Source organism: Pseudomonas sp. LAIL14HWK12:I7 (assembly GCF_000483465.1).
GTDB classification, from domain to species: Bacteria; Pseudomonadota; Gammaproteobacteria; order Pseudomonadales; family Pseudomonadaceae; genus Aquipseudomonas; species Aquipseudomonas kermanshahensis.
The window spans coordinates 77073-95291 of the sequence record NZ_AXYZ01000016.1; the positions used below are offsets into that span (position 1 = coordinate 77073).

The window sequence follows — 18219 nt, forward strand, 5'->3', positions numbered from 1 at the left end:
CAAAAAGTGGCGGCGATTATAGGCACATTCCGCATGGGCATGCCACGCTTGGCCTGATGTGCGGCCGCGTCAGGCGTGGCCTTCGCGGTAATCGGGGTGTTCGGCCTGCAACTGGTTCAGGCGCGCCAGTGGGTCTTGGCGGTAGAACAGCGACAGTTGCTGGTAAACCTGCGGATACGCCTGCTGCAACAGGTCGGGGGCGCTGAAGAAGTATTCGCTGGTGACGGCGAAGAATTCTGCAGGGTTTTCTGCCGCGTAGGGGTCGATGGGCGTTTCGGCGTCGGGGTTCAGGTCCAGCTGGCGGTTGAGGTCGTCATAGGCCTGTTGCATGGCCGTCGCCCACTCATCCACGGGCATGCCACTGTGCAGCGGCGGCAGGCCGTTGGCGTCGCCATTGAGCATGTCGAGCTTGTGCGCCAACTCATGGATGACCAGGTTATAGGCCTCCCAACCACCACTGGCCAGCACCCCGTTCCAGGCCAGGATCACCGGCCCCTGTTGCCAGGCTTCACCGCTGTGTTCGCCGTCCCACACATGCTCCACACCACTGGCATCGCGGTGGCGCTGAGGGCTTTTGAAGTCGTCGGGGTAGAGGATGATTTCGTGGAAACCCTGGTACCAGTTCAGGTCACCCAGGTGCAGCAGTGGCAGCTGCGCCTGGGCAGCGAGGAACAGGCGCTGCTCATCACTTAGCTCGACACCGGGCAGGGTGGTCAGGTGCTTTTCAAGCAAAAACAGGATGCAGGCTTCACGCAACCAGCGATCTTCTTCATCGCTGATACCGTCGAGCAACGGCAGGTGTTGGCGAACCGCCTGCCATTGCTCGGCTGTGATCGGGTAGCGCTTCAGGGTGCGCCGACGCCGCCAGGCGCTGAAAGACCACATGGCTGGGGTCAGTGAGCCTTGGCGGCACGGCCCAGGCGACCGCGCAGCAGGCCGAGCACCATCGGCACCAGCGACAGGAAGATGATACCCACCACCATCAGCGACAGGTGCTGCTTGATGAACGGCACATTGCCGAAGAAATAGCCCAGCGTCACCAGGCCTCCGACCCACAGCAACGAACCGGCGACACTGAAGCCCAGGAAGCGCGGGTAGTGCATGTGGGCGATACCGGCGACGAACGGCGCGAAGGTACGCAGGATGGGCAGGAAGCGCGCCAGGGTCACGGTCTTGCCGCCATGGCGTTCATAGAATTCGTGCGTGCGCTGCAGGTAGTCGCGGCGGAAGATCTTCGAATTGGGGTTGTTGAACAACCGCTCGCCCGCCGTTCGGCCAATCACGTAGTTGGTACTGTCGCCCAGGATCGCCGCCGCCATCAGCAGGCCCGCCAGCAGGACTGGGTCCATGCCGCCACCGGCCGCCACGGCGCCGGCGATGAACAGCAGCGAATCACCTGGCAGGAACGGCATCACCACCAGGCCGGTTTCGCAGAAGATCACGGTGAACAGGATGGCGTAGATCCAGGGACCGTAATTGGTGACCAGCAGATCGAGGTAGGCATCGAGATGCAGGATAAGGTCCAGCGGGTTGAAATCCATGTACAGCACCTGTGTTCTGGGGCGTAGGCTCGGTTACCAGGGGATGGGTAAATTTTCACACATGACAAGTGGGGCATTATACGGCGAAGTGAGGATCATGCCCGGGGAGTTTGTAGCGGCGGGTTACGGAAGGGGAAGTTTCATGCTGCCTGTACCGACTTCACTCGGCAGGCCCACCCATACCTCTGGCCATGCGCGACCCTTGTAGGAGCAGCCTTGTGCTGCGAAGAGGCCGGTGCCAGCACTGTTAATCTCGACTGCTAGCACCGGCCTCTTCGCAGCACAAGGCTGCGCCTACAGGTACAGGTGATAAGGCCTGCGCAGGTCAATCCTGATGGATCGGCAGGATGTAGCTCTCGAACTCGGTGTCCTTGCGAAAGCCGATGGACTCGTAGGTCTTTTGCGCTGCCTCATTGTTGGCGCTGGTCGACACCCGCATCCGCACGGCATTGGTCTCTTTCGCCATCTTCTTGGCCTCGCGCATCAGGTGGTCGGCCACCAGCATGCGTCGCGAGTCTTCGGCCACATAGATGTCGTTGAGAATCCACACGCGTTTGAGCGACAGCGACGAAAAGCTTGGGTACAGCTGGCAGAAGCCGAGCAATTTGTTGGCATCGTCATCCGCCAGTGCCAGGTAAATCACCGACTCGTCCCGCTTCAGGCGCTTTTCCAGAAAGCTGCGTGAGCTGTCCGGGTAGGGCAATTGCCCATAGAACTCGCGGTATTTGACGAACAGGGGGGTCAGCAGGTCGAGGTGTTCCAGGGTTGCCTTGATGATACGCATGTGCGGCCCTCAGGATCCATTTGGGGAAACAGCGGATTGCCAGCCCCGCTCTCAACAGCATGCTGCCTAATGCGTGCGAGAAGCGCAATCCGCCTTCCGTGACATGATTTTTACCCTTTTCCGAGCAGAAAGTTTCCTTTTTGGCTGGCGGGGGTATCGCTCTCCAGGCTATGGACCTCGGCTTCGTCCTTCAGATTCACCCCGGAAAGCTGCCGGCGACACGCTTCACGCATCAGGTACAGCAAGCGGTGGGCCGCCATGCCATAGCTCAGGCCCTCAAGGCGCACGTTGGAGATGCAGTTGCGGTAGGCGTCAGTCAGGCCGACCCGCGGCGCGTAGGTGAAATACAGGCCGAGGCTGTCGGGCGAGCTCAACCCCGGGCGCTCGCCGATCAGCATCACGGTCATCCGTGCGCCCAGTAACTCGCCAACCTCGTCGGCCACGGCCACGCGGCCCTGTTCCACCAGCACCACCGGCGCGCTGGTCCAGCCGTCGGCAGCGGCCTGTTCCTCGAAACGGGTCAGAAACGGCAGGGTATGGCGGTGCACGGCGAGGGCCGAGAGGCCGTCAGCGACGACGACGGCCAGGTCGACACCGCCCGGGTTGGCCTGGGCATGCTGGCGCAAGGTTTCGATCGAGTCTTCGTTCAGCCGCCGGCCCAGGTCCGGGCGCTGCAGGTATTGGTCGCGGTCGTGGGCGGCGCTGTGCAATACCAAGCTGTCGCGCCCGCGGTCACTGAGCTGGGCGGTCAGCCCGGCATGGTCGAAGGGCAGGTGTACGGCATCGCGGGCCTGGGCATGCGCGAACTGGAAGTCCAGTTGTGCACCGGTCGGCAGGCTGGTGCCGGTGCGGCCCAGGGCGATACGCGCCGGGGTCAGGGTACGCAGGGCCAGCCAGGGGTTGTCGGGGGTTACGGTGCGAGGGTCCATGGTCATCCCTATGCAAGCTGTGCCAACGCCTGGCGGAACGCCGGCGGCAGGTTGTCACCAAAGCGCACCCGGCCATCGGCCTGGGTAAAGATGCCGGTGCGCGCCAGCCATGCTTCAAATTCGGGGCCGGGCTTCAGGCCCAGGGTCTGGCGCGCATACAGCGCGTCATGGAACGACGTGGTCTGGTAGTTGAGCATGATGTCGTCGGAGCCGGGGATGCCCATGATGAAGTTGATCCCGGCCACACCCAGCAAGGTCAGCAGGGTGTCCATGTCGTCCTGGTCGGCTTCGGCGTGGTTGGTGTAGCAGATGTCGCAACCCATCGGCACGCCCAGCAGCTTGCCGCAAAAGTGGTCTTCGAGGCCGGCGCGGATGATCTGCTTGCCGTTGTACAGGTACTCCGGGCCGATGAAACCGACCACGGTATTGACCAGAAACGGCTTGAAGTGCCGGGCCACGGCGTAGGCACGGGTTTCGCAGGTCTGCTGGTCGACGCCGTGGTGGGCGTTGGCCGACAGGGCGCTGCCCTGGCCGGTCTCGAAATACATGAGGTTTTGCCCAAGGGTGCCGCGCTTGAGCGACAGGCCCGCTTCGTAACCCTCCTGCAATACGTTGAGGTTGATGCCAAAGCCTGCGTTGGCGGCTTCGGTGCCGGCGATCGACTGGAACACTAGGTCCAGCGGCACGCCACGGTTGATCGCTTCGATCGAGGTGGTGACGTGGGTCAGCACGCAGGCCTGGGTGGGGATGTCGTAGCGCTGGATGATTGCATCGAGCATTTCCAGCAGGGCACAGATCGAGGCGATGCTGTCGGTGGCCGGGTTGATGCCGATCATGGCGTCGCCGTTGCCGTACAGCAGGCCATCGAGGATGCTGGCGGCGATGCCAGCGGGTTCGTCGGTCGGGTGGTTGGGTTGCAGGCGGGTCGACAAGCGCCCGCGCAGGCCCATGGTGCCGCGGAAACGGGTAACCACGCGGATCTTCTGCGCCACCAGGATCAGGTCCTGAACGCGCATGATCTTCGACACCGCCGCCGCCATTTCTGGTGTCAGGCCCGGCGCCAGCGCGCGCAGGCTGTCTTCGTCGGCTTCTTCGCTGAGCAGCCAGTCACGCAGGCCGCCCACGGTGAGGTGGCTGACCGGTGCGAAGGCCTGGGCATCGTGAGTGTCGATGATCAGGCGGGTGACCTCGTCCTCTTCATAGGGGATCAGCGCCTCGGTCAGAAAGTGCGTCAGCGGGATGTTGGCCAAGGCCATCTGCGCGGCGACCCGCTCACCGTCGTTGCTGGCGGCGACACCGGCCAGGAAATCCCCAGAACGCGCGGGGCTGGCCTTGGCCATCACGTCCTTGAGGCTGTCGAAGCGGTAGACCAGGTGGCCTACCGTGTGTACGAAACTTGCCATACAGATTCTCCAGAGCGCCGCGGGGCTGGCCCGCGGCGGGTGTCGGCGATCAGTGCAAGGCCTCTTCGGCCTTCTGGATCGCGGCGAATTCCTCTTCCGGTGTGCCCGCTACCAGGTGGTGGCGGCTGTAGAACGCAAAGTAGGCAATTAATACTCCATAGATCACCGCGGCGCCAATCACAACCCGCGGGTCGACCAGGAAGCCCGCCACCACGGCGATGCACGCCAGTACCAGGGCTACGCCCGAGGTGAAGATGCCGCCCGGGGTGCGATACGGGCGTTCCATTTTCGGACGGCGGATGCGCAGGGTGATGTGTGCAGCCATCATCAGCACGTAGGACAGCGTGGCCCCGAACACCGCGACCAGAATCAGCAGGTCGCCCTGGCCGGTCAGCGACAGCCCGAAACCGATGAGGCCAGGGATGATCAGGGCCAGGACCGGCGCCTTGCTTTTGTTGGTCTCGGAGAGTTTGCGCGGCAGGTAGCCGGCGCGGGACAGCGCGAAGATCTGCCGCGAGTAGGCATAGATGATCGAGAAGAAGCTGGCAATCAGGCCAGCCAGGCCGACCAGGTTGACGAAGCTGCCCATCCAGGTGGAACCGCCATAGGCTTTGGACAGTGCCTCGACCAGTGGGTTACCGGAGGCCTTGAGCGCTTCGGAGCCCGCCGCGCCAGGGCCGATCACCAGAATCAGCAGGGCGAAGGCCAGCAGCACCAGCATCGCGCCGATCAGACCGCGGGGCAGGTCGCGTTTTGGGTTCTTGGTTTCTTCGGCGGCCAGCGGCACGCCTTCGACGGCGAGGAAGAACCAGATGGCGTAAGGGATTGCGGCCCACACGCCGACATAGCCGAACGGCAGGAAACTGCTGGCGCCGGCGGCGTCGGTCTTGGCGATGTCGAACAGGTTGGCTGCATCAAAATGGGGCACCATGCTCACCAGGAACACGCCCAAGGCAATGGCGGCAATGGCGGTGATGATGAACATCAGCTTCAGCGCTTCGCCGACGCCGAAGATGTGGATGCCGATGAACACGATGTAGAACGCCAGGTAGATGACCCAGCCGCCGATGCCGAACAGTGACTCACAATAGGCGCCGATGAACACGGCGATGGCCGCCGGGGCAATGGCATATTCGATGAGGATGGCCGTGCCGGTAAGAAAACCGCCCCATGGGCCAAAGGCGCTGCGGGCAAAGCCGTAACCGCCGCCTGCAGTGGGGATCATCGACGACAGCTCGGCCAACGAGAAGCACATGCACAGGTACATGGTGGCCATCAGCAGGGTGGCGAGGAACATGCCGCCCCAGCCGCCTTGGGCCAGGCCGAAGTTCCACCCGGCGTAGTCGCCGGAGATCACATAGGCGACCCCGAGGCCAACCAACAGCACCCAGCCGGCTGCGCCTTTTTTCAGTTCACGTTGCTGGAAATAGTCCGAACCGACTTTTTCGAAGTCGACAGAAGAGCCTGCCGGCACATTACCGGAATGATCGCTTGGCATAGTTTCACCTGTTGTTTTTCTTGGTGGCCGGAGGGACTTCCAGCCCATGGTGATAGGTACTGCAGGAAGCGAGCCAGAGCGGTTCGTGCACGGGAACCGCGCTGGCTTGTGGTGGTGACGAACCGCTGCGGTGGGCTGCAAAGCAGCCCCCGCAGCCATCTCAGGTTTAGAAGAAGCCCAACGGATTGATGTCGTAACTCACCAGCAGGTTCTTGGTCTGCTGGTAGTGATCGAGCATCATCTTGTGGGTCTCACGCCCAACGCCGGACTTCTTGTAACCGCCAAACGCGGCATGCGCCGGGTACAGGTGGTAGCAGTTGGTCCATACGCGGCCAGCCTTGATGCCACGGCCCATGCGATAGGCGCGGTTGATGTCGCGGGTCCACACACCGGCACCCAGGCCGAACTCGGTGTCGTTGGCAATCGCCAGGGCTTCGGCTTCGTCCTTGAAGGTGGTGACGCTGACCACCGGGCCGAAGATTTCTTCCTGGAAAACGCGCATCTTGTTGTCGCCCTTGAGCAGGGTCGGCTGGATGTAATAGCCGGTCGACAGCGCGCCTTCGAGTTTTTCCACCTTGCCGCCGGTCAGCAGCTCAGCGCCTTCTTCCTTGGCGATTTCCAGGTACGACAGGATCTTCTCGAACTGCTGTTGCGACGCCTGGGCGCCGACCATGGTGTCGGTGTCCAGCGGATCGCCACGCTTGATCTGCAGGACCTTCTTCATCACCACTTCCATGAACTGCGGGTAGATCGACTCCTGCACCAGGGCACGCGACGGGCAGGTGCACACTTCGCCCTGGTTGAAGAATGCCAGCACCATGCCTTCGGCGGCCTTCTCGATGAAGCTCGGCTCGGCCTGCATGATGTCTTCGAAGTACACGTTAGGCGACTTGCCGCCCAGCTCGACGGTGGACGGGATGATGTTTTCGGCGGCGCATTTCATGATGTGCGAGCCGACCGGGGTCGAACCGGTGAAGGCGATTTTGGCGATGCGTTTGCTGGTGGCCAGCGCTTCGCCCGCTTCGCGGCCGTACCCTTGGACGACGTTGAGCACGCCTTTGGGCAGCAGGTCGCCGATCAGCTCCAGCAGTACGGTGATGCCCAGCGGGGTCTGCTCGGCGGGTTTGAGGACCACGCAGTTGCCTGCGGCCAGGGCCGGGGCGAGTTTCCACGCGGCCATCAGCAGCGGGAAGTTCCACGGGATGATCTGCCCGACCACGCCCAGAGGTTCGTGAATGTGATAGGCGACGGTGCCTTCGTTGATTTCGGCGGCGCCGCCCTCTTGGGCGCGGATGCAACCGGCGAAGTAACGGAAGTGATCGACTGCCAGCGGGATGTCGGCGTTGAGGGTTTCGCGGATGGGCTTGCCGTTGTCCCAGGTTTCGGTAATGGCCAGGACTTCAAGGTTCTGCTCGATGCGGTCGGCGATTTTCAGCAGCACGTTGGAGCGGTCCTGGACGGACGTGCGGCCCCAGGCATCGGCGGCGGCGTGGGCGGCATCCAGGGCTTTGTCGATGTCTTCGGCAGTGGAGCGGGGAAACTCTGCGATCAGCTTGCCATTCACCGGGGAGGTGTTTTCGAAGTACTGCCCCTTGACCGGAGCTACGAATTCACCACCGATGTAGTTGCCGTAGCGGCTCTTGAAGGAAACCTTCGCGCCTTCGGTACCGGGATGTGCGTAACGCATGGTGTGTCTCCTGGCTATTGTGTTTGTTAGGGAGTTGAAAAGCGTAGAGCAAAGGTTGGGCCAGTGTTTTGAGGTTCTGCTAAATCAAGCACTTAGCGTAATTTTCAGAGGGCTGTGAAAGCCCGCTGTGCCAGCCGTGGTACGGCCTGTGTGACACTTTGTGCCATTTGCGACACGCTGCCGGCAGGTGCATTGCAAAGGCCCGCCGGGTGGAGGATGCTGGCTGAACGCTCGATCTGCGGAGAACCACAACACATGCAGAGCAATCACTTGAGTCGCCATGCCCAACAAGTGCATACCGTTGCCCACGGTGAAGCCGGGGCGGGCGGCAGTGACCCGGCGATCGCCCGGTCCTGGCTGCGCTGCCTCGAGGATTACCACCTCGACCCGACGCTGATCGAGGCCCCCGTGGTGCTTGAACACGGGCGCTTGCTGGAAACCCGCGAGCGCCTGCACCAGGTGCTGAAAATTGCCGACGCCGAGATGAACAGCCTGCATCAGCAGCTCTCTGGCGCTGGCCATGCCGTGCTGCTGACCGATGCCCGCGGGGTGATCCTCAACTGTGTCAGCGCCCCCAGCGAGCGGCGCATCTTCGAGCGGGCAGGGCTGTGGCTGGGCGCCGACTGGAGCGAAGCGCGCGAAGGCACCAACGGTATCGGCACCTGCCTGGTCGAGCGCCAGGCCCTGACCATTCATCAGCACGAACACTTTCGTGGCCGCCACACCGGCCTGACCTGTTCGGCAAGCCCGGTGTTCGACCCGCATGGCGAACTGCTGGCGGTACTCGACGTGTCGTCGGCGCGGCCCGATGTGTCGCGGCAGAGCCAGTTCCACACCATGGCCTTGGTCAACCTCTCGGCGAAGATGATCGAGAGCTGTTATTTCCTGCGTCATTTTCAGCAGCAGTGGCTGCTGCGCTTTCATCTGCAGGCTGAGTCGGTCGGCTTGTTCAGCGAGGGCTTGCTGGCCTTCGAGGGTGACGGGCGGATTTGCGCCGCCAACCAGAGCGCGCTCAACCTGTTGGGCACCGTTCGCGGTGGTGTGCTTGGGCAACCGGTGGAGCGGTTTTTTGCCTGCAGCCACGACGAACTGTTCAGCCGCGCCGTGCCGGGCGGCAGTACCGTCTGGCCGTTGCAGACACGCGACGGCCGCCAGGTGTTTGCCAGCCTGCGAGGCCAGGCGCGTACGCCGGTCTGGTCAGTACCGCTCAGCCAGCCTCAGCGTGCTGAAGCGCCAGGCATCTGCCTGCTCGACCCGGCGTTGCAAAACGACTTCCGCCGCTGCGTGCGGGTATTCGAGCGTGATGTGCCGCTGCTGTTGCGTGGCGAGACCGGTTGCGGCAAGGAGGCGTTCGCCCAGGCCGTGCACCAGGCCAGCCAGCGTCGCGGTAAGCCGTTCGTGGCGATCAACTGCGCCTCGATCCCAGAGAGCCTGATCGAAAGCGAGCTGTTCGGTTACCGCGGTGGCAGCTTTACCGGCGCACGCAAGGAAGGCATGCGCGGCAAGCTGCTGCAGGCCGACGGCGGCACGTTGTTGCTGGACGAGATTGGTGACATGCCACTGGCCTTGCAGACGCGCCTGTTGCGGGTCCTGGAAGAGCGCCAGGTGGTGCCGATTGGCGGCGAGCCCCAGGCCGTGGACGTGCGCATCGTCAGTGCCACCCACCGCGACCTGCTGGAGCGGGTGGCGCAGGGCAGCTTCCGCGAAGACCTGTATTACCGGCTGAACGGGCTGGAAGTGGCCTTGCCCTCAGTGCGTGAGCGCAGTGACAAGGGCCAGTTGCTGGACTTTTTGCTGAGTCAGGAGGCCCAGGGGCAACGGGTGGAACTGGAGCCCAGTGCGCGTCAGGCGTTGCTGGACTTTGCCTGGCCGGGGAACGTGCGGCAGATGCGCAATGTACTGCGCACGCTCGTGGCGCTTTGCGATAACACCGTCATCGGGTTCTCCGACCTGCCCGCGACTTTCCGGAGTAATGCGGCCCCTGTGGGGGCGGGCTTGCCCCGCGAAGCAGGCAACGCGGTGGATGGCACCGGCTTTGCCGGTGTTCGCGGGGCAAGCCCGCTCCCACATGAGGAGCAAAACAGTCTCACCCACAAGAGCGCGCCAGTGCGCCTTGAGGACGCTGAGTGCGAAGCGCTGCTGTCAGTGCTGGAGGCAAAACACTGGCACTTGACCCGCGTTGCCGAGCACCTGGGCATCAGCCGCAATACCTTGTATCGAAAACTGCGCAAACACGGCATCACCCGGGTCGGCTGAGCGAAACAGCGGGTGCGATTTCCCGCGCCCTGGGCTACCCTGCCTCGATGTTTTGCGAGGTCGACCATGCATATTCACATTCTCGGTATTTGCGGCACGTTCATGGGTTCCCTGGCGGTCCTGGCCAAAGAGCTTGGCCACCGCGTCACCGGCTCCGATGCCAATGTCTATCCCCCGATGAGCACCCAGCTCGAAGCCCAGGGCATCGAGCTGACCCAGGGCTATGACCCGGCTCAGCTAGACCCGGCACCCGACTTGGTCGTGGTCGGCAACGCCATGTCGCGGGGCAACCCGGCGGTGGAATACGTGTTGAACAAGGGCCTGCCCTATGTCTCTGGCCCACAGTGGCTGGCTGACCACGTGCTGCAGGGCCGCTGGGTATTGGCCGTTGCCGGTACCCATGGCAAGACCACCACCAGCAGCATGCTGGCCTGGGTGCTGGAGCATGCCGGCATGAGCCCTGGGTTCTTGATCGGCGGCGTGCCACAGAACTTCTCGGTGTCCGCGCGTTTGGGCGACACCCCGTTTTTCGTGGTCGAGGCCGACGAGTACGACAGTGCGTTCTTCGATAAACGCTCGAAGTTCGTCCACTACCACCCGCGCACCGCGATTCTCAACAACCTTGAGTTCGATCACGCGGACATCTTCCCCGATCTGGCCTCCATCGAGCGCCAGTTCCACCACCTGGTGCGCACGATCCCGAGCGAAGGCCTGGTGATCCATCCGACCACCGAACAGGCGCTGGAGCGGGTCATCGGCATGGGTTGCTGGACCCCGGTGCAAACCACCGGTGAAGGCGGCCAATGGCAGGCGCGCCTGCTCAGCCCCGATGGGTCGCGCTTCGAAGTGCTGTTCGAGGGCGAGGCACAGGGCGTGGTCGATTGGGCGCTGACCGGTCAGCACAACGTCGCCAATGCCTTGGCAACCCTGGCTGCGGCCCGCCATGTCGGTGTAGTGCCGGCCATGGGTATCGCCGGGTTGAGCGCCTTCAAAAGCGTCAAGCGGCGCATGGAGAAGGTCGCTGAAGTGCAGGGCGTGACCATCTACGATGACTTCGCTCACCACCCGACCGCCATCGCCACCACCCTCGACGGCCTGCGCAAGCGCGTAGGTGAAGCACCGGTGATTGCGGTGATCGAGCCGCGCTCCAACTCGATGAAGCTGGGTGCCCACCGTGATGGCCTGCCGGAAAGCGTCAACGATGCCGACCAGGTCATCTGGTACGCCCCGGCCAACCTGGGCTGGGACCTGGCCGCCACGGCGGCCCAGTGCACCGTGCCGAGCGTGGTTGCCGGCAGCCTTGAAGCGATCATCGAGCGCATCAAGGGCCAGGCACGGCCGGGCACCCACGTCGTGATCATGAGCAACGGCGGCTTCGGCGGCTTGCACGGCAAATTGGCCGAGGCGCTCAAGTGAGCGGGCCGGCGCGCATCACCCTGGCCATGACGGGCGCCTCTGGCGCGCAATATGGCCTGCGCCTGCTTGATTGCCTGGTGCGTGAGGACCGCGAGGTGCATTTCCTCATTTCCAAGGCCGCGCAGCTGGTGATGTCCACCGAAACCGATGTGTTGCTGCCGCCCAAGCCCCAGGCGATGCAGGCGTTTCTGACCGAATACACCGGCGCTGCCGACGGCCAGATCCGCGTGTATGGCAAGGAAGACTGGATGTCGCCGGTGGCCTCGGGCTCTGGCGCACCGGCGGCGATGGTGGTGGTGCCGTGTTCCACGGGTACCTTGTCGGCGATTGCCACCGGTGCTTGCAACAACTTGATCGAGCGGGCCGCCGACGTCACGTTGAAGGAGCGCCGCCAGTTGATCCTGGTACCGCGTGAAGCCCCGTTCTCGACGATCCACCTGGAGAACATGCTCAAGCTGTCGCAGATGGGTGCCGTGATCTTGCCAGCAGCGCCGGGCTTCTACCATCAGCCGCAGACCATCGACGACCTGATCGATTTCGTCGTTGCACGCATTCTCAACCTGCTGGACATCCCTCAGGACATGCTGCCGCGTTGGGGTGAACATCACTTTGGGGCGGATGATTGAAGCGAGCACTGTCGGGGTTGGTGGCGCTGGCGCTGCTCAGTGGCTGCGCCACGGTGCGCACGCTGGATGCCAACAAGCCGGGCGCGCCGGTGGTGTATGCCGGAACGCGGCTGGACTTGTATGTGATGAACGGCGGGTGCTGCCCGAAAGATCATTTCGGCGCGCTGGCGCCCGCCTACCCAGGCCTGGATCTGCCCGGTAGCCTGTTACTGGATACGCTGCTGCTGCCGTTGTCGTTGCTGACGGCAGCAGGCGTCGGCTTCCAGGCCACCGGCGGGCTTTGATTACGGTATTAACGCGTAATCCGTGCGGGAGCGCGCGCGGCGCTAGTTTTTGCCCAGGCGGCGCAGTTCATCCGACTCGATCACCCGCACCCCGTCTTCTTCCTCCAGCGCCAGGCGCCACAGCGCCCGTGCCAGGGTGCACGCCTCGATACCCCGATACTTCCCAGGTATCAGCTTGGAAAGCGGCGAAATCAGTTGCTCGCCAAAGCGCGGCTCAATGCGATCACCCAGCAGCACTGACGGGCGGACGATGGTCAGCTGTGGCCAGTCCTGGGCCTTCAGCGCTTCCTCCATTTCACCTTTGACGCGGTTGTAGAAGATCGATGATTTAGGGTCGGCGCCGACTGCGCTGACAACCAGCAAATGGCGTGCACCGAGTTCCCGGGCGCGCTTGCTGAAGGCCACGACCATGTCCAGATCGACGGCGCGGAAAGCCGATTCGGAGCCGGCCTGCTTGAGCGTGGTGCCCAGGCAGCAATAGGCGATATCGACACGCCCGGCCAGCTGCGGAAGAAACACCGCCGGGTCGCCCACTGGGTTTTCCAGGTGCGGGTGTTCGGCCAGCGGCCGGCGCGTAGGGGCCAGCACCCGGCTGATGGTCGGTTCGTTGAGTAGGCGGTCTAGCAGGTGTTCACCCGTCAGACCCGTGGCACCGGCAAGCAGGACATGCTGAGGCGTCAAATACATGATGTCTCTCCCTTGTTACACACAAGCTTAGTGGTTGCCGGGCTTTTTTTCCTGCTGCTCCACCGTCGCTTGCGCAGCATTGCGTAGCGCTTCTTCGGCCTGTTGCCGGCGTAGGTGCTGCCAGTGTGCCAGTACTGCTGGCGGCGCCCACAGCTGCGGTTCAGAGGCTTCGAAACCTTCCTTTCGTTCTCTTTCGGCAACGCTGGCGCGTGCCAGTTCAAACGCCTGTTTCAGGTCGTCGGTCTGGTTCAGCGCCTCGGCGAACAGGGCATCGCCAAAGTAGGTGAAGTCGGCTTCCTCCGAGCAACCGAACGACACCCGATCGGCGCGGGCGGCGGTCATGATCACCGTGCGATCATCTTTGAGCGGCGCGATGTAGCCCCCTGAATAGCAGGCCGAGATGACGATTACCTTGTCGCGCTCTTTCAGCGGTGCCAGGGCACTGGCCAGCTCGTCGGCGGACAGGTCGGCCAGTTGCAGGCGGGGTTGGTCGAGCACCAGTTGGTGGTCGTGGCTGCCGTGGCTGGTGAGGTAGATGAACACCAGGTCCTCGGGGCCGCTGCGTTCGGCCAGGGTACGGGCAGCGCGGGTGAGGTTCTCGCGGGTGGCCATGGGGCGGCTGGCCATGTGGTCCCGATGGTTGACCAGGGTAACCTGGCCGCGGGCGCCAAAACGGACCTTGAGCATGTTGCTGACATAGTCGGCTTCGCGCAGGAACACGCTTTGCTGGCCATCGCCGGCCACGACCAGGCTGTATAACTGAATGGCCGGCGCGGTAGGCGGCACCCGTGCCAGTGCGTCCTCTAGCAAGCGGCCCTGGTTGAGCAAGGCCAGGTCTAGCGGGTCGGGCAACAGCGTGCCCTTTTCGTCGCGCACGCGTACGCCATTGACCCAAGTGCCACCCTCGACCTTGCCGTTGCTCAGGGTCAGCCGGCCTTTGCCATGGTAGGCATCGTTTTCGAAGGTGCCGATGTACTGGCTGCCGTCGGCCAGTTGCAGGTTGCCTTGGCCAGAAAAGTGCCAGTCAACGAAACCGCCTTTGTAATGGCTGCCATCGCTGCCGAGCAGTTCACCTTCGCCCACCAGTGAGCCATCTTTGAATTCGCCGATCCACACGTCACCTTCGGCGCTTTCATAGCGGCCGCGGCCTTCCAGGCGGTTGTCCTTGAACTCCCCGATGTACTGCTCGCCGTCGACGCTGTCGTAGGTGCCGCTGCCTTGCAGCAGGCCATCGACGAAACGGCCGCTGAACTGGTTGCCGCTGGCGTCGCTGCGCACGCCGGCACCGTTCGGTTTGCCTTTGGCGAACAGGCCCTGGTAGCGGCTGCCGTCGGCCAGCTCCAGCTCGCCTGCGCCTTCGTACTGGTCGTCCTTGAACTGGCCGCGGTAGGTCTGGTCGGCTTGCTTGAGGGTACCTTCACCGTCGCGTCGGCCGTGGCTGAAGGTGCCGGCATAGTGGCTGCCTGGCGTGGTCAAGTCGCCGAGACCCTGGAACAGGCCCTCGGCGAACTGGCCCCGGTAGACCTCACCGTTTTGGCCGTGCCACTCGCCCTGACCATGCCATTGGCCGTCCTTGAAACTGCCGGCGTACCAGCTGCCATTGGGGTAGTCGATGCGGCCCTCGCCTTGCAGCAGGCCATTGACCACTTCGCCCCGGTAACGCCCGCCGTCGGGCAGGCGCGCGTCCGGAGGCAGTAGCGATTCGCCATCTCCGCACGCGGCGAGCAACAGGATCAGGGTGACAGGGAGCAGTGGACGCATGGTGGAGACCGGGCAATAGGTCTGCCGAGTATGACGCAGAATGGGGGGCTGAGACAGATAGGTGCATGCCTTGTGGGGTGTGTTGCCTGTGAGATCGAGCGCCGCCCGCGCGGCGCTCGATCTCACAGGCGCAGAACCCCTCAAGGCATGCACTTCTAAACCCAGACACCACCCCAAGCCATGCCCCTCATTCCCTCAATGCCCCCGCAAGAAATCCACCATCTTCCGGTTGACCTGTTCAGCCGCCTCCATCTGCACCATATGGCCAGCGTCCGGCAGTACCAGCACTTCGGCTTCCAGCCCGTCGGCATGGCTGGCCGGGATAATCGCGTCCTTGCCGCCCCAAATCACCAGCGCCGGGTGCTGCCCCAGCACACCGCGCAGGTCGTGGCGCTGCTGGTCGCCCTCGGCGATGGCCGATACCAGCTGGCGCAGCGCCGCATCGACGCCCTCCAGGCGCTTGAACTTGAGCATGTCCTCCAGCAATTGCCGGGTGACCAGCGCTGGGTCGGCAAACAACTGCACCATTTGCGGCTTGAGTGCATTGCGGTTCGCCGCAGCCACGAAACCTTGCAGGTACTGCCCGTTGATCGCAGCCCCAAGCCCAGCACTGGCCACCAGGGTGAGGCTGGCCACCCGCTGCGGCGCCAGGCGCGCCACGTTGAGGCTGACAGCGCCGCCCATCGAGTGCCCGGCCAAGTGGGCGCGGGGGATGTCCAGGTGGTCGAGCAATGCCAGCACGGTTTCGCTCAGTTCATCCAGGTCGCCGCGTTGCAGCGCCTTGGCCGACTCCCCGTGCCCCGGTAGGTCAAGGGCGATGACGCGGCGCTCGGCTGCCAGCGCCGGGTGGTTGAACAACCAGTTGTTCAAATCACCGCCAAAGCCATGCACCAGCACCAGCGGCGTTCCGCCTTCGCCTAGCTCGAACCAGCGCAACAGGCGGCCGCCCACGTCGGCTTTTTGTGGGGTTGGCCCTTGTGCCTGGTCGGCGCCACCTTCGGCGACGAATTCGGCCTGGAAGCGCTGCACCACGGCATCGATCTCGGCCTCGTCGGCTTCGCCTTCCACCACCACCGCCAGCAACGCGCCGACCGGCAGGGTTTCATCCGGCTTGGCCACCAGGCGGCGCAGTACACCGCTGAAGGGGGCTTCGACGCTGCTGCTGATCTTGTCGGTCTCGACGTCCAGCACTTCGTCGCCTTTGTTGATGGGGTCACCTTCCTGCTTGAGCCAGGTGTCCACCCGGCCCTCGGTCATCGACAGGCCCCACTTGGGCATGGTCAGCGTATGGATCTGGCTCATGCGGCGCTCCTTGCAGCTTCGATCACTTTGCGCACGGCGGCCTCGATCTTCGCCGCGTCGGGGATGTACAGGTCTTCCAGCGCATCGGAGAACGGCACCGGCGTGTGCGGCGCGGTGACCATCTCGATCGGCCCCTTGAGGGCGCCGAAGGCTTTCTGCGCCACCAGTGCGCTGATGTCGGTGGCCATCGAGCAGCGCGGGTTGGCTTCGTCGATCACCACCAGGCGCCCGGTTTTCTCGACGCTTTCCAGGATGCTGTCCTCATCCAGCGGGCTGGTGGTGCGCAGGTCCAGCACTTCGCAGTCGATGCCTTGGCGGGCCAGGTTGTTGGCGGCTTCCAGCGCCACATGGACCATGCGCCCGTAGGTCACCAGGGTCACGTCGTCGCCGTCGCGCAGGAAGTTGGCTTCGCCGAACGGCACGCTGTAGACCTCTTCCGGCACCTCGCCCTGCAGGCTGTAGAGCAGCTTGTGCTCGCAGAAGATCACCGGGTCGTTGTCGCGTATCGCCTGGATCAACAAGCCCTTGGCATCGTATGGCGAGGACGGGCAGACCACTTTGAGGCCGGGGATGTGCGTCCACAGCGAGGTGAGCATCTGCGAGTGCTGGGCCGCAGCGCGCAGGCCAGCGCCGTACATGGTGCGCATCACCAGCGGGGTCACGGCCTTGCCGCCGAACATGTAGCGGAATTTGGCGGCCTGATTGAGGATCTGGTCCAGGCAGCAGCCGGCGAAGTCGACGAACATCAGTTCGCACACCGGGCGCAGGCCTTGGGTTGCGGCACCCACGGCGGCGCCGACATAGCCGATTTCCGACAGCGGCGCGTCGAGCACCCGCCCAGGGAACTGGTGATACAGGCCCTTGGTCACGCCCAGCACGCCACCCCAGGCGTCCTCTTCCCCGGGCGCGCCGGCACCGCCAGCCACGTCTTCGCCAATGATGAACACAGTGCTGTCGCGGCGCATTTCCTGGGCCAAGGCTTCGTTGATGGCCTGCTGGTAGCTGATCTTTCTTGCCATGGTGATTCTCCTCTTGTTCTTGTAATCCGCGGCTCAGGGGTAGCTGACGTAGACGTCGCTGAGCAGGTCGGCGGGCTGTGGCTTGGGATCGGATTTGGCGCGGCGTACGGCGTCTTCGATCAGGTCTTCGACACGCGCGTCGATGGCGTCGAGTTGCTCGGCGCTCAGCAGGCCGGCACGGGTGGTCTTGTTGCGGAACTGCATCAGGCAATCACGGGACTCGCGCAGGTTCTTCACTTCATCCGGGGCGCGGTAGGTTTGCGCATCCCCTTCGAAGTGGCCGTAATAGCGGCTGAGCTTGACCTCGATCAGCGAGGGGCCTTGCCCGGAGCGCGCACGCTCAATGGCGGCGCCCGCGGCTTCGTACACGGCGAAGAAGTCAAAGCCATCGATGGTCACGCCAGGCATGCCAAAGCCGGCAGCGCGGTCGGCAATGTGGTCGCAGGCCACCGACCAGTTCGACGCCGTGGCCTCGGCATAGCCGTTGTTCTCGGCGACGAAGATGCACGGCAGGTTCATGATCGAGGCCATGTTCATGGCTTCGAACACGGCGCCTTCGTTGGAAGCACCGTCGCCGAAGAAGGCCACCGACACGTCATCGCGGCCCTTGAGCTTGGCGGCCAGCGCGGCGCCTGCAACCAATGGCGCACCGGCCCCGACGATGCCGTTGGCACCGAGCATGCCTTTCTCCAGGTCGGCAATGTGCATTGAGCCGCCCTTGCCGCCGCACACACCGGTTTTCTTGCCGTAGATCTCGGCCATCATGCCGTACACGTCTACGCCCTTGGCGATGCAGTGGCCATGGCCGCGGTGGGTCGAGGCGATGCAGTCGCTGTCACGCAGGTGGGCCATGACGCCTGCGGCGGACGCTTCTTCGCCGGCATAGAGGTGGACGAAACCGGGGATTTCGCCGGTGGCGAATTCCACGTGCAGACGTTCCTCGAAGGCGCGGATGGTGCGCATCACTTCATAGGCATGCAGTAGTTGTTCTGTACTGAGTTGATTGGACATCTTGTTGTTCTCCAG

16 protein-coding genes are annotated in these 18219 nt (G+C 63.7%); 4 read left to right on the top strand and 12 right to left on the bottom strand.

Translation table 11 applies throughout. From position 1 onward, the window contains the following. Positions 1-69: 69 nt before the first annotated feature. The 7 genes from D886_RS0116365 to D886_RS0116395 form a co-directional block, all read right to left on the bottom strand. Positions 70-885 carry a zinc-dependent peptidase gene (locus D886_RS0116365; RefSeq protein WP_027594929.1) on the bottom strand — a complete coding sequence of 272 codons (816 nt, stop codon included), beginning with the start codon at positions 883-885 and terminating at the stop codon, positions 70-72. Positions 886-893: 8 nt separating this feature from the next. Then, a complete protein-coding gene (locus D886_RS0116370; protein WP_027594930.1) occupies positions 894-1541 on the bottom strand; it encodes a DedA family protein in 648 nt (215 codons plus the stop codon). A 325-nt stretch (positions 1542-1866) separates the two neighbouring features. Continuing rightward, positions 1867-2325: a GNAT family N-acetyltransferase gene (locus D886_RS0116375; RefSeq protein WP_027594931.1), complete on the bottom strand. Its 459-nt coding sequence runs from the start codon at positions 2323-2325 to the stop codon at positions 1867-1869. A gap of 110 nt (positions 2326-2435) precedes the next feature. Further along, positions 2436-3254, bottom strand: a complete 819-nt coding sequence (eutC, locus tag D886_RS0116380) for an ethanolamine ammonia-lyase subunit EutC (protein ID WP_027594932.1) — start codon at positions 3252-3254, stop codon at positions 2436-2438. 8 nt (positions 3255-3262) lie between these two features. After that, positions 3263-4657, bottom strand: coding sequence for an ethanolamine ammonia-lyase subunit EutB (locus D886_RS0116385; protein WP_027594933.1), 1395 nt, complete (start codon positions 4655-4657; stop codon positions 3263-3265). 49 nt (positions 4658-4706) lie between these two features. Then, positions 4707-6155, bottom strand: a complete 1449-nt coding sequence (gene eat / locus D886_RS0116390; RefSeq protein WP_027594934.1) for an ethanolamine permease — start codon at positions 6153-6155, stop codon at positions 4707-4709. A 166-nt stretch (positions 6156-6321) separates the two neighbouring features. Further along, the gene (locus tag D886_RS0116395) at positions 6322-7842 is read right to left on the bottom strand and encodes an aldehyde dehydrogenase family protein (RefSeq protein ID WP_027594935.1); all 1521 of its coding nucleotides are present in this window, start codon (positions 7840-7842) and stop codon (positions 6322-6324) included. Between the two features lie 255 nt (positions 7843-8097). On the opposite strand from D886_RS0116395, the gene D886_RS0116400 reads away from it, so the two are divergent. The 4 genes from D886_RS0116400 to D886_RS0116415 all read left to right on the top strand — a co-directional run bounded on the left by D886_RS0116400 (position 8098) and on the right by D886_RS0116415 (position 12424). Next, positions 8098-10098 carry a sigma-54-dependent Fis family transcriptional regulator gene (locus D886_RS0116400; protein ID WP_027594936.1) on the top strand — a complete coding sequence of 667 codons (2001 nt, stop codon included), beginning with the start codon at positions 8098-8100 and terminating at the stop codon, positions 10096-10098. Positions 10099-10164: 66 nt separating this feature from the next. After that, positions 10165-11514 carry a UDP-N-acetylmuramate:L-alanyl-gamma-D-glutamyl-meso-diaminopimelate ligase gene (mpl, locus tag D886_RS0116405; RefSeq protein ID WP_027594937.1) on the top strand — a complete coding sequence of 450 codons (1350 nt, stop codon included), beginning with the start codon at positions 10165-10167 and terminating at the stop codon, positions 11512-11514. Further along, positions 11511-12140, top strand: a complete 630-nt coding sequence (gene ubiX, locus D886_RS0116410; RefSeq protein WP_027594938.1) for a flavin prenyltransferase UbiX — start codon at positions 11511-11513, stop codon at positions 12138-12140. The genes mpl and ubiX overlap by 4 nt, the downstream gene beginning before the upstream one ends. Then, a complete protein-coding gene (locus D886_RS0116415; RefSeq protein ID WP_027594939.1) occupies positions 12137-12424 on the top strand; it encodes a YceK/YidQ family lipoprotein in 288 nt (95 codons plus the stop codon). Before ubiX ends, D886_RS0116415 begins: the two co-directional genes overlap by 4 nt. Before the next feature lie 42 nt (positions 12425-12466). Here D886_RS0116415 and D886_RS0116420 read toward each other — a convergent pair whose 3' ends face one another. From D886_RS0116420 to D886_RS0116440, 5 genes are all read right to left on the bottom strand, one after another. After that, positions 12467-13111: an oxidoreductase gene (locus tag D886_RS0116420; RefSeq protein ID WP_027594940.1), complete on the bottom strand. Its 645-nt coding sequence runs from the start codon at positions 13109-13111 to the stop codon at positions 12467-12469. A 27-nt stretch (positions 13112-13138) separates the two neighbouring features. After that, positions 13139-14872, bottom strand: a complete 1734-nt coding sequence (locus D886_RS0116425; RefSeq protein ID WP_027594941.1) for a C13 family peptidase — start codon at positions 14870-14872, stop codon at positions 13139-13141. 195 nt (positions 14873-15067) lie between these two features. Continuing rightward, positions 15068-16174: an acetoin dehydrogenase dihydrolipoyllysine-residue acetyltransferase subunit gene (locus D886_RS0116430; protein ID WP_027594942.1), complete on the bottom strand. Its 1107-nt coding sequence runs from the start codon at positions 16172-16174 to the stop codon at positions 15068-15070. Next, positions 16171-17193, bottom strand: coding sequence for an alpha-ketoacid dehydrogenase subunit beta (locus D886_RS0116435; protein ID WP_027594943.1), 1023 nt, complete (start codon positions 17191-17193; stop codon positions 16171-16173). Before D886_RS0116435 ends, D886_RS0116430 begins: the two co-directional genes overlap by 4 nt. Before the next feature lie 33 nt (positions 17194-17226). After that, positions 17227-18204 (bottom strand): thiamine pyrophosphate-dependent dehydrogenase E1 component subunit alpha, encoded by a 978-nt coding sequence (locus tag D886_RS0116440; protein WP_027594944.1) that lies wholly within the window; start codon positions 18202-18204, stop codon positions 17227-17229. Positions 18205-18219: the final 15 nt, after the last annotated feature.

Excerpts from the sequence above, each read along its gene's own strand:
- D886_RS0116395 (WP_027594935.1), bottom strand. The coding sequence starts at position 7,842 with ATGCGTTACGCACATCCCGGTACCGAAGGCGCGAAGGTTTCCTTCAAG.
- D886_RS0116440 (WP_027594944.1), bottom strand. The coding sequence starts at position 18,204 with ATGTCCAATCAACTCAGTACAGAACAACTACTGCATGCCTATGAAGTG.
- eat (WP_027594934.1), bottom strand. The coding sequence starts at position 6,155 with ATGCCAAGCGATCATTCCGGTAATGTGCCGGCAGGCTCTTCTGTCGAC.
- D886_RS0116435 (WP_027594943.1), bottom strand. The coding sequence starts at position 17,193 with ATGGCAAGAAAGATCAGCTACCAGCAGGCCATCAACGAAGCCTTGGCC.
- D886_RS0116420 (WP_027594940.1), bottom strand. The coding sequence starts at position 13,111 with ATGTATTTGACGCCTCAGCATGTCCTGCTTGCCGGTGCCACGGGTCTG.
- D886_RS0116365 (WP_027594929.1), bottom strand. The coding sequence starts at position 885 with ATGTGGTCTTTCAGCGCCTGGCGGCGTCGGCGCACCCTGAAGCGCTAC.
- D886_RS0116430 (WP_027594942.1), bottom strand. The coding sequence starts at position 16,174 with ATGAGCCAGATCCATACGCTGACCATGCCCAAGTGGGGCCTGTCGATG.
- D886_RS0116375 (WP_027594931.1), bottom strand. The coding sequence starts at position 2,325 with ATGCGTATCATCAAGGCAACCCTGGAACACCTCGACCTGCTGACCCCC.
- D886_RS0116385 (WP_027594933.1), bottom strand. The coding sequence starts at position 4,657 with ATGGCAAGTTTCGTACACACGGTAGGCCACCTGGTCTACCGCTTCGAC.
- mpl (WP_027594937.1), top strand. The coding sequence starts at position 10,165 with ATGCATATTCACATTCTCGGTATTTGCGGCACGTTCATGGGTTCCCTG.
- eutC (WP_027594932.1), bottom strand. The coding sequence starts at position 3,254 with ATGGACCCTCGCACCGTAACCCCCGACAACCCCTGGCTGGCCCTGCGT.
- D886_RS0116425 (WP_027594941.1), bottom strand. The coding sequence starts at position 14,872 with ATGCGTCCACTGCTCCCTGTCACCCTGATCCTGTTGCTCGCCGCGTGC.
- D886_RS0116370 (WP_027594930.1), bottom strand. The coding sequence starts at position 1,541 with ATGGATTTCAACCCGCTGGACCTTATCCTGCATCTCGATGCCTACCTC.
- D886_RS0116400 (WP_027594936.1), top strand. The coding sequence starts at position 8,098 with ATGCAGAGCAATCACTTGAGTCGCCATGCCCAACAAGTGCATACCGTT.